Origin of the sequence: Natronosalvus halobius (genome assembly GCF_024138145.1) — an archaeon.
GTDB classification, from domain to species: Archaea; Halobacteriota; Halobacteria; order Halobacteriales; family Natrialbaceae; genus Natronosalvus; species Natronosalvus halobius.
Genome location: NZ_CP099997.1, coordinates 766,130 through 782,054 on the forward strand (window position 1 = coordinate 766,130; position 15,925 = coordinate 782,054).

Here is a 15,925-nt window from a genome sequence, read left to right on the forward strand (position 1 = left end):
CGCCATCTGCTCGATCACCGATGGGCCGATTTCGTCGCTGTCGGCCATCTTACCGCTCACGGAGTTCGTCGGCGTGGGCTTTCACCTTTCGAATCGCAGCAGGGATCGTCCGGATGCCCTCCTCGTCGGCGAGCAACACCGGATGGCTGAAGGCGACGTTCTCCCTGCACAGTCGCTCCGCACCGGGAAGGTGTAAGTTCCAGTAGTCCGGGACGTCCGTTCCGGGCGGGAGAAGCCGCCGAACCTGATCCCGGAAGAACGCCGGTTGCTTGTAGATTGGGACTTCGTAGCCGTCGTAGACCGGCACGCCCTCGGCGCGCACGGCCGCGATGAATCGGTCGCGGCTGAGCCCACCAAACGCCTCGGCGTCGTAGCGAACGTTCTCGAGACAGTAGCCGCGAGCGGTGATGCGGTCGTCTCGGGGTTTCGTGTGTATTCCGCCGATCTCCTCGAGTTCGGCGAGGAGCAGTTCCTCGTTCGCTTCGCGGCGGTCGTTCTCCTCTGGTAGCTTCTCGAGTTGGCCGATCGCGACGGCGGCCTGGAACGCGGACATCCGGGAGTTCGAAGCGAGTTTGTAGTGACGATATCCCGTCTCACCTTGCGAACGGCCGATGTTCTGCATGACTCGGGCTCGTTCCGCGAGCACGTCGTTGTCGGTGACGACGATGCCGCCTTCGCCGCTAGGTAGTGACTTCGACTCCTGAAACGAGAACGTCCCGAAGTCCCCGAAGGTGCCGACCTTCTGGCCGCGCCACTCCGATCCCTGCGCGTGGGCCGCGTCCTCGATCAGGAAGAGGTCGTGTTCCTCGACGATCGGCAGCAATTCGTCCATGTCCATCGGATATCCCGCGAAGTGGACGCCGATGATCCCGACCGTGTCGTCGGTGATCTGCTCGCGTACCGAATTGGGATCGATATTGAACGTTTCCGGGTCGGTATCGGCGAATCGCGGGATCGCCCCCACGGCGGGGACGACGCTTGCACTCGCGATGAAGGAGTAGGAGGGAACGATCACCTCGTCGCCGGGCTCGACGCCGACGGCTCGTAGCGCCAGTTCGATCGCGACGGTCCCGTTACTGACGGCGATCGCATGTTCAGCGTCGTGATACGCGGCAAATTCGTCCTCGAGGCGTTCGATCCACGGTCCGCGACACCAGTTGCCGCCCTCGAACGCCTCGAGGAGATACGCTCGACACGCATCCGTTGGCTGTGGCCACTCCGGAATCGAGAGTGCTTCGGCTGCTTTCGGTCCGCCGTCGATGGCAAGTTCGCCCATAGGTAGCCCTCTCATTTCTGTTCCGGCATAAAGATACCGCGACCCCGTGCGACTCTCGGGCCCGAGGACTCCCCGTCCCTTCGACCGCCGGGGTGCCCATCTTTATGCCGGCCCCCTTCGACGTTTCCGACATGCCAGCACTGTGGACCTATCCCTGGACGCTCGAGCGCGAGGGACTCGAGACGGCCTGTGAACGGCTTCGCGATCATGGTATCGACGCCCTGAACGTCGCCAGCCACTACCACTCCGTTCGGTCGATGCAGCCCCGATTTCCCGACGACCTGTTTCGCGCCTACGGCGGCGGCTGTTACTTCGAGCCTGGTGAACGGTTCGACGACCTGCCAATCGAGCCGCCGGTCAATCGTGTCGGCTCCTGGAGTGATCCGCTCGCAGAAATCGTCGACGGGGCACACGATCACGGAATAGCCGCCAACGCGTGGACAGTCTGCCTGCACAACACGCGACTGGGGTCGAGGAACCCCGACTACCGGATCGAGAGCGCGTTCGGCGACGCCCACGACCACTCACTGTGCCCATCTCACCCCGCGGTCCAGGACTACTTCGCCGCGGTCGTCGGATCGATCCGTGACCGTGGCGTCGACGAGGTTCAGCTCGAATCGATCGGCTTCCCAGGCGCGTTTCACGACCACGGATCGCAGTACGGCCACGACAAGCGCCAGACGGTGACGAGCGACGCCGAGGCGGTACTCCTCTCGCAGTGTTTCTGCGACGGCTGTCGATCGGCGGCCGCGTCACACCGGGTCGACCTCGAACGAGCACGAGCGCGCGTCCAGGACCTCATTCGCCCCTCGCTCGCCGACCCGAACGCCTCGCTGGCACCTATCGAGGACCTTCGCGAGCGGGAACCGCTCGTGGACGACCTGTTCGAGTTTCGGGCGACCGTGATCGAAGCGTTACTCGAGCGACTTGCCGCGGCGTCCGGATCGACGCCGCTCAACTACTACGCGATGGAGGCCTACGGCCAGGCGCCGTCGACGCTCCCCGCGGCGGGCGTCGAACCGGAGCGCCTCGAAGCCCACATCGATAGGGTGACGGCGCTGTGTTACGTCGCCGAGGCTGAAACGGCCCGTGAGCACATCGTGGGGCTCGAGCGCGTCGTCGACTGTCCGATCGACGCCGGCATCACGCTCGATCCAGCCGTCGTCGACGGGCCCGAACAGGTGACCGATCTCGTAGAGGGGATCAGGTCAGCGACCGACGGCCGACTCTCGATCTATCACCACTCCCTGCTGACGGAGGCGCACCTCGAGTGGATCGGAAACGCGCTCGCGTAGGGGGACGCGTTCGTCGCCGTCCAGGACCTCGACCGCTCACTCGGCTCCGTCCAGGACCTCGACTTCGACCTCGACCTCGAGCGACCGGAACGTTTTCGTCACCCACCGGCCGTACTGTAGCCATGTCCAGACGACTGCTGGTGATCGGCGCTCACCCCGACGACCCCGACATTCGCGCCGGCGGGCTGGCCTGTTCGTGGGCGGACGCCGGCCACGATGTCCGGTTCGTCTCGATGACCGACGGCCGCAGCGGCCACCACGAACAGGGTGGGAACGAACTCGCCGAGCGACGTCGACGAGAGGCCGCTGCGGCTGCCGTCACCGCCGGAATCGAGTACCATGTCCTCGAGAACCCGGATGGCCGGCTCGAGCCGACCCTCGAGAACCGCGAGACGGTCATCGAGTTGATCCGCGAATACGACCCCGACCTCGTGTTGACCCACCGGACGAACGACTATCACCCAGATCACCGGTACACCTCCCAACTGGTCCGGGATGCGGCCTACATGGTCACCGTTCCGAACGTCTGTCCGGAGACGCCAGCGCTCCATGACAACCCCGTGTTTGCGTACCTACTCGACACGTTCGAGCGGCCGTACCCGTTTACGCCGGACGTGATCGTCCCGATTGACGACGAACACGTCGAGTGCAAGTACGACGCGCTCGACTGCCACGAGTCCCAGATGTACGAGTGGTTGCCGTACAACAAGGGCGAACTCGAGGCCGTTCCCGACGACCCCGACGACCGTCGCGAGTGGCTCGAGACGGACCCGATTCCGGGACTCGCTGAGATGCGCGCGACGGCTGATCGGTTCCGAGACGATCTGATCGAACAGTGCGGGCCCGAACGCGGCCGGCAGGTCGAGTACGCCGAGGCATTCGAGGTGTCGGAGTACGGTGGGAATCTCACGTCGGCTCTCGCCTCGGATCTCGTGTCTCCCTGATTTCGGCGTCGCGAAGGAGTCGTGCTGATGCGCCGTGGACGTCTGCGAGCGGTCAGCCGTGGCGCTCGAGCAGCGCCGCCGCGTGCTCGCCCCGACCCGTCCGTCGAAGGTGCTCGGCGTAGTCCTCGAGTGCGTCCCACGTATAGTACGGTCCCTTGCCGCGGAGGACCTGCCACATCGGATCGGTGACGGCGTTTTCGGCGCCGGGGTTGCCGCCCCGCTCGCCGCGAGCGGCCTCGAGCAGGCGGTCGTCGATCCACTCCTGGAGCGTACTCAATCCGTCGCGGACGACGTCGGGATGCTCGTCGGCGAGATTCGTCGTCTCGTGCGGGTCGTGGGCCAGGTCGAACAGCATAAGATCATCGAGGTCGCTCTTGAGCGCGTCGTGGTAGGTCTTGATCAACAGCCAGTCGTCCCAGCGAACGGCCCGCTGACAGGCCCAGGTTCCCTGGCTGAGAACGAGGCGTTCGCGGCCACTTCCATCGTCCATTCCGCCGCCGGTGACCGATCCGGCGAACGACCGCCCGTCCCAGCCCTCGGGTACGTCACCGCCGACGATGTCGACGAGCGTCGGTGGGAAGTCGAGCTGGTACCGAAACTCGTCGTCGACGCCAGGCTCGACATCGGGGCCGCGGACGATCAGCGGCACGTTACAGGTCGGCTCGTCGGCCGTCTGGTGGTCGCCGTAGACGTTGAGTTCGCCCAGGTTCTCCCCGTGGTCGGCGCTCACGACGACGAGCGTGTCCTCGAAGACGCCGGCGTCGCGCAGGAAGTCGAACAGCTTCCCGACGTGGTGATCCATGTAGTGGACGCCCACGTCGTAGCCGTCGACCATGGTCTCGAAGTCCTCGCGTGAGGCGACGTCCGGGGGCATCCTGGGCGCGTCTCGCTTGTCGCCCCAGCTACACAGGTCCTGTGCGCTCTGGGCGCCGGTGCCCTGGTAGTGGCGCTCGATCACGTTCTCGGGCGGCCAGTCCGGGGCGGGGTCGTCCGCGAACGGATGGCCGTACTCGAGTGGCGTCGTGTACTCGGTGTGGGGGTCCCAGAAGTTGACGTGGAGGTACCAGTCGTCCTCGGCGGCGTGCTCGGCGAGCCAGTCGCGGGCGTATGGGTAGACTTCGTCGGCCCGCTCCGAACCGTTGCCGCCCGTGTCGTAGAGTTCGTCGAACCCCTCGACGACCTGCCAGGCGTCGTGGCGGGCGGGAAACGGGCTGATCATCGCCGTGTCCAGTCCCTGCTCGCCGAGAATCGAGGCGAGCGTTCGGAAGCGTCGCGGATAGCGTTCGCCGCGTGCGGGACCGTGCCGGCGTGGATCGGCGTTTAACCCGCCGTGATTGATCACGCCGGTGTGAATGCCGAATCGGCCGGTGTAGAACGCCGTTCTCGAGGGGAGACACGGTGCGTCGGACGCGTAGACGTTCGTGAACCGGCGCCCGTCGGCGGCGAGTTCGTCGATGTTCGGTGACGTCTTCCGGTGGTAGCCGTAACACCCGAGGTGGTCGGGTCGCAGCGAATCGACGTCGATGTACAGTATCCGCATGGGGAGAAATTCTCGTCCAGGAGAATAGGTGTTGTCGTCTGTGTTCGGATTGTCGTCCCCACGATAGCCATCTCGAGATCCCGACGAACGGTACCGTCCTCGAGACGGCGCCTACTCGCCCCCGGAACCGACGTGTGCGGCGATTCGCTCGATGACGTACTCTGCCTGGTCGTCCGGGAGACACCGCGGGTTGATCGTGAACTGGGACTGGTGGACGTCGTCGGCGCCGACGAAGATTCGTGGGTTCTCCGCCCGAAGCCCCCCGACCAGCGACACGGTGTCGACCGGCGACCGCTCCTCGTCGACCGTCACGACGACGCTCGTGACGGCGTCGGTCTTCCCGGCGTTGGCAAGAACGGCGTCGAGACAGTCGATCCCCTCGAGTTGGCCGGTGATCCGTTCGGCGCGGTCGTGCCATTCGTCGAGTACCGCCTGGTCGTCCTGGTCGATGAACGCGTCCAGGGCGGCGATCAGTCCGGCCAGTTCCTCTTTGCCGACCTTCATCGATCGGCCGATCCCCTGTCGGGGGACGCCAGGGAGGTCGTCGACGTCGACGAGGCTCTCGGGCGGGTCGTACACGGGCTCCGAGGCGTGCATGTCGAGGTGCTGGCGGGCGACGGATGTGATCAGGTCCTCGCGGCCGGCGAGGATGCCCGACGACTGCGGCCCGCGGATCGCCTTCCCGCCGCTGAAAGCGACGAGGTCGGCGCCCTGTTCGACGAATTTCGAGAGGTTCTCGGTTGGCGGTAACTCGGCCGCTGCGTCGACGATGACTGGCACGTCGTGGTCGTGGGCGATCTCGACGACCGTCTCTAGCGGCGGTCGCGTATAGGGTTTCTCCATGTAGGCCACCGCGACCGTCTCGTCGGTGATCGCCGCCTCGATCTCCCACGGCTCGGTGTTTTCAGAGCCAGTTCCGAGGGTGTAGTCGTTCGCCCCCACGTCGACGATCTCGGCGCCGGCGACGCGTAGGGCGTGATCGTAGCCGTTTCGATGGGTCCGGGGCATCACGATCTCGCTCGGTACGCCCTCGGTGTCGGGCAACTGCGCCATGACCTCGAGGTCGTCGCCGGCGATGCACGCGGCCGCCGCCAGCGTGAGCGCGGAACTCGCGCCGTTGGTGACGTAGCCGGCGTCAGCCCCGGTCGCCTCCGCGATACGCTCGGAGGCGGCCGCCTGCAGGTCAGAGAGGCGGACGAACGCCTCCGCTGCGCGGTTCATCGCTTCGAGGGCTTCCTCCCGGATGAGCGTGCCGCCGATTCGCGTCTTGGTTCCGGTCGCGTTGACCACCGGCGGGACGCCGAGGTCGTCGTAGATCGTATTCCCTTCGAGCGTCATCGGGCGATCACCCGGTTCTCGAGGACGCCGACGCCCTCGAACTCGACCTCGACGACGTCGCCCTCGCTCAGTTCGTCTGGTCCGAAGGGCGTCCCGGTCGCGATCACGTCGCCTGGCTCGAGGGTGATGAGTTCGGAGATGTCTGAGACTAACTCCGGCACCGTGAAGATGAGGTGTTCACGCGTGCTCTCCTGTTTCGTCTCGCCGTTCAGGCGCAACTCGAGGGTGGCGTCGTCGGGCACTTCGTCCGGTGTGGCCACCACGGGCCCCATCGGGAGCGAGGCGTCGAAGGCCTTCCCGCGAACCCAGTTGCGCTCCTCGGCCTGGTCGTCCCGGTTCGAGACGTCGTTGAGGCAGGTGAAGCCCTCGACGACGTCCATCGCCTCCTCGACTGAGACGTCGCGACACTGCTCGGCGATGACGACACCGAACTCGGCCTCGAACTCGACGCTCTCGCGTCCAGGAGGGAGTTCGATGGCGTCGCCGTGGGCAACGACGCAGTTGGGCGTCTTCAGGAAGAGTTCCGGGCGTTCCGGTCGGTCGTCGAAGCCGGACTCCCGGCGATGGTCCATGTACCCGCCAGCCTGGCAGATAATCTTCGTCGGTTCCGACGGCGGGAGGACGTCCACCTCGCCGGGGTCGTAGGTCTTGCCGTCGGCGACGATGCCGTCGTCGGTCCACTCGCCGCGTCGCGCGTAGCCAGTCTGGTCGCTGAATCGTACCGTTCGCATTGTTACTCGAGCATTCCCGCGGACCACCAACGTTCTTTCGATCCCGCCAGTAATCGGCCGGTCGAACCAGTACTCAGGCCCGAATCGCGCCGCCGGGGCGGGCGCCGGTGTCCTCGCCCTCGCGAACGATCGGCGTCCCGTCGACCACGACGTGCTCGATCCCGAGCGGGTACTGCTCCGGATCGTCGAACGTCGCGCGGTCGTCGACCACCGCCGGATCGAAGACGACCAGGTCCGCGTCGAGGCCCGGACGGAGCACGCCCTTCGAATCGAGTCCCATCGCTCGAGCGGGGAGCGACGTCATCGATCGGACGGCTTCCTCGAGCGACAGGAGGTTCTCCTGGCGGACGTATTTCGCCAAGATTCGGGGAAAGGAGCCGTAGACCCGGGGGTGGGGACGGGCCCCGAACAGGCCGTCAGTGCCAACCATGACGCGCTCGCTCTGCATGATCGTTCGGACGTCCTCCTCGATCAGCCCATGGGCGATCATCGACGCCTCGAAGTCCTCCGCGAGCAGGACGTCACAGAGGACGTCGATCGGCGTGCTGTCGCGCTCGGTCGCGATGGTCGCGATGTCGCGTCCACCCTCCTCGCCGAACGCCTCGGAGGTGAGGTTCGTCACCTCGATGCGGTCCCAGCCGGTCTTGCCGCCGACGTTCTCCCAGCCGTCGATGCGCCACTCCTCGATGTCACGCCGAATCTCCTCGCGCTGGTCGGGATCCGAGAGCGTCTCGCGAAGGGCGTCGGCGTCGCCCGATTGCACCCACGGCGGCAACAGCGACGTCAGCATGCTGCTCCCCGCGGTGTAGGGGTACTGGTCTGCGGTGACGTCGATACCGCGCTCGCGGGCGATTTCGACCTGTGCGAGCAGGCGATCGGCCTTTCCCTGCTGTTCGCTGCCGGTAACTTTGAAGTGCGAAATATGGAGCGGAATGCCGTGTTCGGCGCCGATGTCGACGAACTCGTCGAGCGCCTCCCAGATCCAGCGGCCCTCGCTGCGGATGTGGGCGACGAACGGCCGCCCGTAGGGGGCGAGTTCGGCCGCGAGTCGGGACACCTCCTCGGTCTCCGAGTACACCTGGGGCGTGTACACGAGCCCCGTCGAGAAGCCGATAGCCCCGTCCTCGAGTCCCTCGCGGACGAGCGACGCCATCTCCTCGAGTTCGTCGTCAGTCGGCTGGACGTCGTCCATGCCGAGTACGTCGTAGCGGGCGGTACCGTGGCCGACCAGCGTCGCGACGTTCGGCGCAATGTTCGCGTCGTCGACCGCGTCGAGGTACTCGCCGAGGGAGTTCCACGACCACTCGCGCTCGAGTCTCCCCGCGAGGCCGCTGAGGTACTCCTGCCACGGACCGATCCCCTCCTCGCGGTAGAGCGGGGCCATCGAGAACCCGTCCTGGCCGAGGATCTCGGTGGTGATTCCCTGCCGGGTCTTCGGGGCAAGAGAGGGGTCGGCGAATAGCTCGAGGTCGGAGTGGGAGTGGGCGTCGATGAAACCCGGGCAGACGACGCTCCCGTCGGCGTCGAGACGCGTGTCGGCGTCGAGGCCGTGGTCGGGGGCCGTCGCGATTCGGTCGATGCGACCGTCGACGACGCCGACCGCGCCGCGGATCCAGGGCGCACCAGTGCCGTCGACGATCCGGGCGTTCTCGACGAGTAAATCGAGGGTCATGCTCACCCAATTCGCGGCCCGTGTCCTAAATCCACCGCTCGAGGTGGCTCCCTGGCGTACTGAACTGCGATCGGCGAGTCCGTTGATTTCGTCGTCGAGCCGATAAGTTCACCGAATTCGCGTCTACGTTTTCGTAATCACGGAGAAATGTATGCTCGACACGAAAATCTATTTATCCTGTGAGTGGGAGTGTTATTTGATGCCACAGCGCAAGCAACGCGAGCGCGGCGATAGTCGTACGGAAGACGACCAGCACTGGCGGGTCGGCGACCTGAGTGTGGTTCGTGACTTCTCGACGAATCCAAACCTTTCGCGGCGATCCGTGCTGGCCGCGACCGGCGCGGGACTGCTCGCCGGGATGTCCACGACGGGCGGCGCCGCCGCGGCGGAAGACGACGAGCGATACCACCTCAAAACGCGACCAACGATGTGGACCGAGGTGATGCGGGCGAACGCACAGCGAAACATCGACCGCTACGACTGGGCGGCGGGCCAGCGCGACAACGCCGTCGAGTCGGCCGACAGCTACCTCGAGAAGTACGGCCCCGACCTCGATAGTTTCTGGAACCTCGTTACGTCCCAGCAGGTCCCTCGCGGTGGCGGACTCTCGAACGAGCGACACATTCTCGGCGGCGACAGCGACCCCGGCACCGACCGCCTCTGGAAGATAGAGACGAACGTCGACGACCCCCACGGCGACGGGACGTTGACGGTGCCGACGAACGACTTCGGCGCCTACCGCGAGAGCGGCCTGAACGACCGGGGAATGTTCGACCCCGATCTCGCCGACGACTCGTTGCTGGTCAACGAGGAACACCCCGAGATGGGCGAGGGCTGGGGCGTCGACGACGGCTGGGGATGGATCGACGAGAACGACGACCTCGGGATGGGCGAGGGCAATCGGTGGAACTTCGTCGCCTACTACAACCACTGGTTCGTCTGGCGCCCCGGCGGAATTCGTCGGATTCTTGACGCGCTGGTCGACGCCTATCTGCTCACTGAGGAATCGGAGTACGCGGTCGCGGGACTGGTACTCATGGATCGGATCGCGGACGTCTACCCCGAGATGACGATCGCGGACTACCAGCAGAACGCACACGGCTTCTGGAACAGCCACGGCGGCCGTCAGACCGGGCGCATCATCGGTTCACACTGGGAGGGGAACCTCGCCCGGAACCTGTTGGTCGCCTACGACGCGTTCTTCCCCGCGCTCGACGATCCAGCGGTCGCGGACGAAGTCGTGAGCTTCCTGGACGGGAAGACCGACGAGTACCCCGGACTGGACGACAAGGATGCGGTCGCGCGCATCCGGGAAAACATCGAGGAGAACTACGTCAAGGAGATCTTTCCGGCCGCGAAGGCCTCCCAGATCGCGCCTGCACGCGGTCAATTGTCGGCACTCGCGATTTCGGCCCGGGTGCTCGACGATACGCGCGAGAACGGCTATACGCGTGAGGCCATCGAGTGGATCTTCCAGCCCGGGAACGAGTACTTCGACGGCGACGTCTGGAACGAAGAACCCGAGAACTGGTACACGACGGGTGGAAACGTGCTCGCCCCGATCGTCGACCAGTGTGACCGCGACGGCTACTGGCACGAGGGCTCACTCGGCTACAACCGGATCCAGATGTCCTCGATCCTGCAGGTCGCCCAGAACTTACAGGGGTACGACGGGTTCGACGGCGCGGACCTCTACCAGCATCCGAAGTTCCAGAGCGCGCTCAAGATCAACTCTGACCTCCTCCTCCTGGACGAGTTTTCACCAGCGCTCGGGGACACCCACCACCCGGCAGGTAACGAGATGAGCCAGAGTGGCATCTCAGACGGCTACGAGGTGACGGACGATTCCCGCTTTGCGCAGCTGTGGCACTACTCGAACGGCTACTCGACGGCCGGAATCAGGGGTTCCATCTACGATGCCGATCCCGAGGGACTCGCCGAGGAGATCCAGTCGATCGTCGACGCCGAGGGGCCACTCGACCTGCCGAGCCAGAACCTCGCTGGCTTTGGCTTCGCGGCGCTCCGGGATGGTGAGAACTACACGACCGAATCCTTCGGGGTGACCTACGACACATCCGACCTGTTCGCCGAGGCCTCCGCGCCGATCAACGACAGCTTCGATGAGGCGATTCAGTTCGAAGCCAGCCAGGCGGGCGAGTGGTGGACCTTCGAGTTCGACGTCGCAGACGCCGACGAGTACGAACTCGAGCTCGAGACGCTGTTCGTGAGTACCTACGGTATCTACGACCTGTCCGTCAACGGCGAGTACGTCGACACCATCGACTTCATGGCCGACGGCGGCGGTCGAGACACTATCTCGTACTTGCTCGAATTACCCGCGGGAACCAATACGATGCGCTTCGAGTGTGTCGGCCAGAACGACGACTCGGGCGGGTACAAGATGGCGTTGTACTACCTGACGTTGCTCGATGAGGCGGATCGAGAGCGCCGAGACGCGGCCGAACTGGGGAATGCGAAGCGCGCGTTCTGGATGTATTACGGCCGCAACGGAATCGGCGGCGGTGGAACCCCCCACGCCCACCGCGACACGCTACAGATCGGCGTCGCGGCCCACGAGATGGAACTCTCGCGCGACCTCGGCTACCCCGAGAATACTGGCTCCCACCCGCCCCGGCAGTTCTTCACGGACAACACGATCAGCCACAACACGGTCGTGGTCAACGAGCGCGGCCAGGATCACCACTGGGTCGGCACCCCTCGACACTTCGAGGGTGAGGACGAGCGGGTGAACCTGATCGACGTCGAGGCGCCCCACGTCTACGAGGAAGCCGACGAGTACCGACGAACGACCGCGTCGATCACCGTCGACGAGGAACACTCCTACGCCGTGGACTTCTTCCGCGTCACCGGCGGCGACGACCACCGCTACGGCTTCCACACGACGAAAGCCGACCTCGCCACCGAGGGTCTCGACCTCGAGGCCCAGGACGGCGGGACGTTAGCCGGCGAGGGCGTGCCGTACGCCGACTCGGCGTACGACGGGGCGCGGTCGCCGGACTCGCGGGGGTCCGGGCTCAACTACTTCGACCAGGTCGAGCGCGACGACGACCCCGCGAGCCGGGTCGTCCTGGACTGGGACGTCGAGGACCACTTCAACCAGCGCGACGACGACGCCGACGGTGTCCACCTCCGACTCACGTCGTTCGGTGACTTCGACGACGTCGAACTGGCCAACGGCTATCCACCGAACAGCTCCGGCGGCGCCGCGCCAGAGGACAGCCTCAGATACGCCTTCCTCAACCGGCGTGGATCGAACCTCGAGACGACGTACACCTCCGTAATCGAACACTACGACGGCGACCGGGTCGTCGAGTCGATCGAGGAAGTTCCGGTCTCGGGCGGGCCGGGCCACGCCGTCAAGATCGACCTCGTAAACGGGCGCACCGACTACGCCGTCTGTTCGTTCGAGAAAACCGACACGCTGACTGTCGACGACACGTTCGAGTTCAAGGGCTTCTTCGGCCTTTACTCGGTCGAAGACGGCGAACCCGAGTACGCCTACGTCCAGGACGGGACGCGGCTCGAGCCTCTCGACGACTCGCCGTTGATCCAGGAGGCCGAGGGGTTCGTCCGGGGCTCCGTCGAGGACTTCACCCGGGAGATGAGTCTCGAGAACGAGCTCACGATCCGAATTGCCGCCGATACGGGCCTCCTCGAGCGCCACACCGGGTTCGTCTACGTCGACAACGACCAGCGCGACCCCTGGCGGGGCGAACCCGACCCGGAGAACCCGATCCTCGGTCGTGACCAGCGTGGCCGAGGGAACGGTTCCTACCCGATTGAGGCCCTGGAGGACGGGCGCGGAAACCTGATGACGGTCGACGTCGGCGAGAAGACCTTCACCCGTGATTTCGTCGACCCAGACCAGCTCGAGGACGGCGGGTACAACTACATTATCGAGGAAGGCGACGACGTTCGGATTCCGCTGACGTCGGTGTGGTCGCGGGAGTAGGCGGTCGCAGTACCCGTTTTTCTGTCCTCGCGTTCACGGTCTCGGTTTTCTCTTCTCACGTTCGTAGTCCCGATTTTCTTCCCTCGCGTTCGTGATCCCGCCCTTCGTCGAGCGCCTCCCGACCCCCAGTCGGCGCACCTGACTCGCACGTCGTCGCGTGTTCCGACGAGCGAGCGAGTGAGATTTGGTCGAAACATTACGGCGCTCGAGCGGTTAGGTTGGACCGGCGGAGTACTCGAGCGGTTAGGTTGGACCGGCGGAGTACTCGAGCGGTTGGGTTGGACCGGTAGAGTACTCGAAAAACGATCAGGCTCGCGATTCGTTCGTCGGCCGCTCGGCCGACAGCGCCTCGACGTACCCGAGGAAATTGTCGAACAGCACTTTGGCGTCGGCCGCCGTGACGACGTTCTCTTCGGTAATTCCGTCGAGGACTGCGGCGATTCGTTCCTCGGGCAGGTCCTTCTCGCGGGTAATCCGTTCGGCGGTCGCGCGGTCGTACTCGGGGTGGAACTGGACGCCGAAGACGTGGCCGGCGCGGAAGCCGTGTATCGAGTAGTCGTTCTCGGCCGTGAGTTCGGCTCCAGGCGGGAGTTTCGTCACCTCGTCGGAGTGGGTCGTGAACGCCAGGAACCGGTCGGGGAGACTCGACAGCAACTGCGAGTCGCCGACGCGTTCGATCTCCCGGTAGCCGATCTCGTACTCGCCCATCGGTTCGACCCGGCCGCCGAGGACGTGTGCGAGCAACTGGTGGCCGAAACAGACGCCGAGCACGGGAAGGTCGCGATCTATCGCCTCGTCCACCCACTCGAGCAGTGGCGGAATCCACGGTTCGTCGCCGTAGACCGACGCGCCAGACCCGCTGACGATCACGGCGTCGTAGTCGTAGGTCTCGGGGAGGTCGCCTTCGTCCACCGCGAACGAGTGGACCTCGGCTCGTACGTCTCGATCGAAGTTCCGCGCCGTCGCCTCGTCGTTGTACGAGGCGTTCAACAGCGCTACTCGGAGTGCGTGCATAGTTGGTGGCCGGTACGAATCACCGGAGAGTGAAATACGTTACCGTCCCGTCGAGACGAAGGATCGGACGGTCTCCAGGTCGGCCTCGATCGCTTCCCGGTAGGGACGCTCGTCGGTCACGAACTCCACGTTCGCGAAGCCGTCGAATTTGTCCTCGAGGAACGGCTCCAGGATCGCCTCGAGGTCGTAGTACGCCTCTGCGAGCGGGGCGCGAGCGCGTTCGGTTCGCTCACGCGTCGTCTGGAGGTGGAGCTGATTCGAGAGCGGCGCGAGTTCCCGGGCCTCGCGCTCGAGTTCGGGTGCTGGAATCGAAAAGCCCGGCTGGTAGTTCAAGCGACAGCGCTCGTCGTCGATCGCCTCGATCAGCCGTCTGGCTCCTTCGCGGGTGTGCGTGACCGTGTTGTTGTGCTTCTCGACGGTGATCTCGACGTCGTAGTCGGCGGCGCGCTCGGTCAGTCGCTCGAGGTCGGCGACGACCCGATCCCAGTGGTCCTCGTCGTGATCGCCGTACTCCTGGCTGCCGGCCCAGACCCGGATAATGTCTGTGTCGAGGCTATCAGTCACCGCGAGTTCGTGTTCCAGGTCGTCGTCGAAGTCGTCGCTGCCACAGCGCAGGTACGAGCCGTACGAGGCAATCTCGAGGCCGCGAGCGCTCGCCACCTCGTTGATCCGCTCGCAGGTCTCCTCGGAGCCGTCAGCGACGTGATCGCGGCCCCAGATTTCGACGCCATCGTACCCGGCGTCGCTGGCCAGATCGAGGACCTCCTCGAGGGGACGCTCTTTGTCCGAAATCGTACATAGTCCGACGCGGATCGTCATGCTTGTCCTCCGCTCCCGAGGACCACGTTCGATTTGGTGTCGAGTCGCCAGGGACCGAAAGGTGGCGGCGACGTGACCGGTCCGATCGGTTCCAGTGATCGTTTCTCCATGTATCGCTACTGTGAGCCCGTCACCAAAGAGGTAGGGGATTAGTAGTCCTTGTGGTCGTCATCGCTCGAGGGGCATCGCTCGTCCTCGCTCGCTCGACTCGTAGATGGCGTCGATCACGCGCTGGACGAGGAGCGCTTCCTCGACCGTTCCCGCGGTGGGGTCGGCGTCCCCGGCGACCGCATCGAGAAAAGCCCGATCCTCCGCGAGGTGCATGTCCGCGGTGCCGACCTCGATAGTGTCGACGGGTTCGTCGGCGTCGGCGCTGACGACGGTCAGTTCAGATCCCGACACCTCGAACGCGAGCCCGCCCTCCGTCCCGCGAACCACGCACTCCCTCGAGGGGGTCGCCGTACCGTGCCAGGACGTCTCGACGGAAATCGTCCGTCCATCGGCACACCGGAGCAAGGCAGTCGCGGAGTCGTCGACCGCGTACTCGCCGAACTCCGAGCGCGCCCGTCCGCTCACCTCGACCACGGCCGGATAGTCGAGCAGGTACAGGGCGAGGTCGATGACGTGGACGCCCAGATCCATCAGTACGCCGCCACCGGCGAGCGATTCGTTCGTGAACCAGCCGCGACCGCCACCGGGGACGCCGCCTCGCCTGAGGTACTCGACGCTCACGTGCGAGAGCGAGCCGAGCCGTCCCGCCTCTCGCAGTTCGACTGCTCGCTTCGTCGCGTTCGCGTACCGCATGGTGAACCCGACCGTACAGAATCCCTCCGCGCTCCGGGCTGCTGTCGCAATCTGCTCGGCGCTCTCGAGGGAATGAGCCAGCGGTTTCTCGAGGAGGACGTCTGCGCCAGCCTCGAGCGCGTCGACTGCGACCTCCTCGTGGGCGCAGTTCGGGACGCCGACGATTACCGCGTCTACGTCGGACTCGAGCAGGACCTCGTGATCCCCGTACGTCGGTGCGTCGAACTCGTCGGCGAAGGCCGACCGAGCGTCGGCGTCGAGGTCGGCGCCCGCCAGGTCGGCACCGAGGTCGTCGAGCCGGGTGGCGTGGATTCGACCGATCGTCCCGAGGCCGACGATCCCAATGCGGGGAGCTCGTTCGTCGTTCATTGACAACGGACTCTTTCTACGAGCACTAAAATGTACGTGCTCTCGGGTATCGATCCGTGGGGACGATTCTCGAGACGTGGTGTAGTTGCCGACACGGGTGGGATCTCCCCCAGGTCGTCACTCGCTCGACGGTAACTCGCTCGAGTCGCT

General features: G+C 65.3%; 11 protein-coding genes. 3 read left to right on the forward strand and 8 right to left on the reverse strand.

Annotated elements, in window-relative coordinates:
• Nucleotides 1–49: 49 nt before the first annotated feature.
• The gene (locus NGM15_RS03690) at nt 50–1,276 is read right to left on the reverse strand and encodes a DegT/DnrJ/EryC1/StrS family aminotransferase (RefSeq protein ID WP_253435409.1); all 1,227 of its coding nucleotides are present in this window, start codon (nt 1,274–1,276) and stop codon (nt 50–52) included.
• Between the two features lie 131 nt (nt 1,277–1,407).
• On the opposite strand from NGM15_RS03690, the gene NGM15_RS03695 reads away from it, so the two are divergent.
• Complete coding sequence (locus NGM15_RS03695) at nt 1,408–2,571, forward strand: hypothetical protein (protein ID WP_253435412.1); 1,164 nt, start codon at nt 1,408–1,410, stop codon at nt 2,569–2,571.
• Between the two features lie 122 nt (nt 2,572–2,693).
• Nucleotides 2,694–3,515, forward strand: coding sequence for a PIG-L deacetylase family protein (locus tag NGM15_RS03700; RefSeq protein WP_253435415.1), 822 nt, complete (start codon nt 2,694–2,696; stop codon nt 3,513–3,515).
• Nucleotides 3,516–3,567: 52 nt separating this feature from the next.
• On the opposite strand, the gene NGM15_RS03705 is transcribed toward NGM15_RS03700, so the two are convergent.
• From NGM15_RS03705 to NGM15_RS03720, 4 genes are all read right to left on the reverse strand, one after another.
• Complete coding sequence (locus NGM15_RS03705; protein WP_253435417.1) at nt 3,568–5,055, reverse strand: sulfatase; 1,488 nt, start codon at nt 5,053–5,055, stop codon at nt 3,568–3,570.
• A gap of 111 nt (nt 5,056–5,166) precedes the next feature.
• Nucleotides 5,167–6,393 carry an aminotransferase class V-fold PLP-dependent enzyme gene (locus tag NGM15_RS03710; RefSeq protein ID WP_253435420.1) on the reverse strand — a complete coding sequence of 409 codons (1,227 nt, stop codon included), beginning with the start codon at nt 6,391–6,393 and terminating at the stop codon, nt 5,167–5,169.
• The gene (locus tag NGM15_RS03715; RefSeq protein WP_253435423.1) at nt 6,390–7,124 is read right to left on the reverse strand and encodes a fumarylacetoacetate hydrolase family protein; all 735 of its coding nucleotides are present in this window, start codon (nt 7,122–7,124) and stop codon (nt 6,390–6,392) included. Before NGM15_RS03715 ends, NGM15_RS03710 begins: the two co-directional genes overlap by 4 nt.
• Nucleotides 7,125–7,197: 73 nt before the next feature.
• On the reverse strand, nt 7,198–8,796 hold the full coding sequence (locus NGM15_RS03720; protein WP_253435426.1) for an N-acyl-D-amino-acid deacylase family protein: 1,599 nt from the start codon (nt 8,794–8,796) through the stop codon (nt 7,198–7,200).
• Between the two features lie 199 nt (nt 8,797–8,995).
• Here NGM15_RS03720 and NGM15_RS03725 point away from each other — a divergent pair, with 199 nt between their 5' ends.
• Nucleotides 8,996–12,769, forward strand: coding sequence for a carbohydrate-binding protein (locus NGM15_RS03725; protein ID WP_253435428.1), 3,774 nt, complete (start codon nt 8,996–8,998; stop codon nt 12,767–12,769).
• Between the two features lie 306 nt (nt 12,770–13,075).
• On the opposite strand, the gene NGM15_RS03730 is transcribed toward NGM15_RS03725, so the two are convergent.
• From NGM15_RS03730 to NGM15_RS03740, 3 genes are all read right to left on the reverse strand, one after another.
• On the reverse strand, nt 13,076–13,783 hold the full coding sequence (locus tag NGM15_RS03730; protein WP_253435431.1) for a type 1 glutamine amidotransferase: 708 nt from the start codon (nt 13,781–13,783) through the stop codon (nt 13,076–13,078).
• Between the two features lie 39 nt (nt 13,784–13,822).
• Nucleotides 13,823–14,602, reverse strand: coding sequence for a sugar phosphate isomerase/epimerase family protein (locus tag NGM15_RS03735; protein ID WP_253435434.1), 780 nt, complete (start codon nt 14,600–14,602; stop codon nt 13,823–13,825).
• Between the two features lie 168 nt (nt 14,603–14,770).
• Nucleotides 14,771–15,775: a Gfo/Idh/MocA family protein gene (locus NGM15_RS03740; protein ID WP_253435437.1), complete on the reverse strand. Its 1,005-nt coding sequence runs from the start codon at nt 15,773–15,775 to the stop codon at nt 14,771–14,773.
• Between the last annotated feature and the right edge of the window lie 150 nt (nt 15,776–15,925).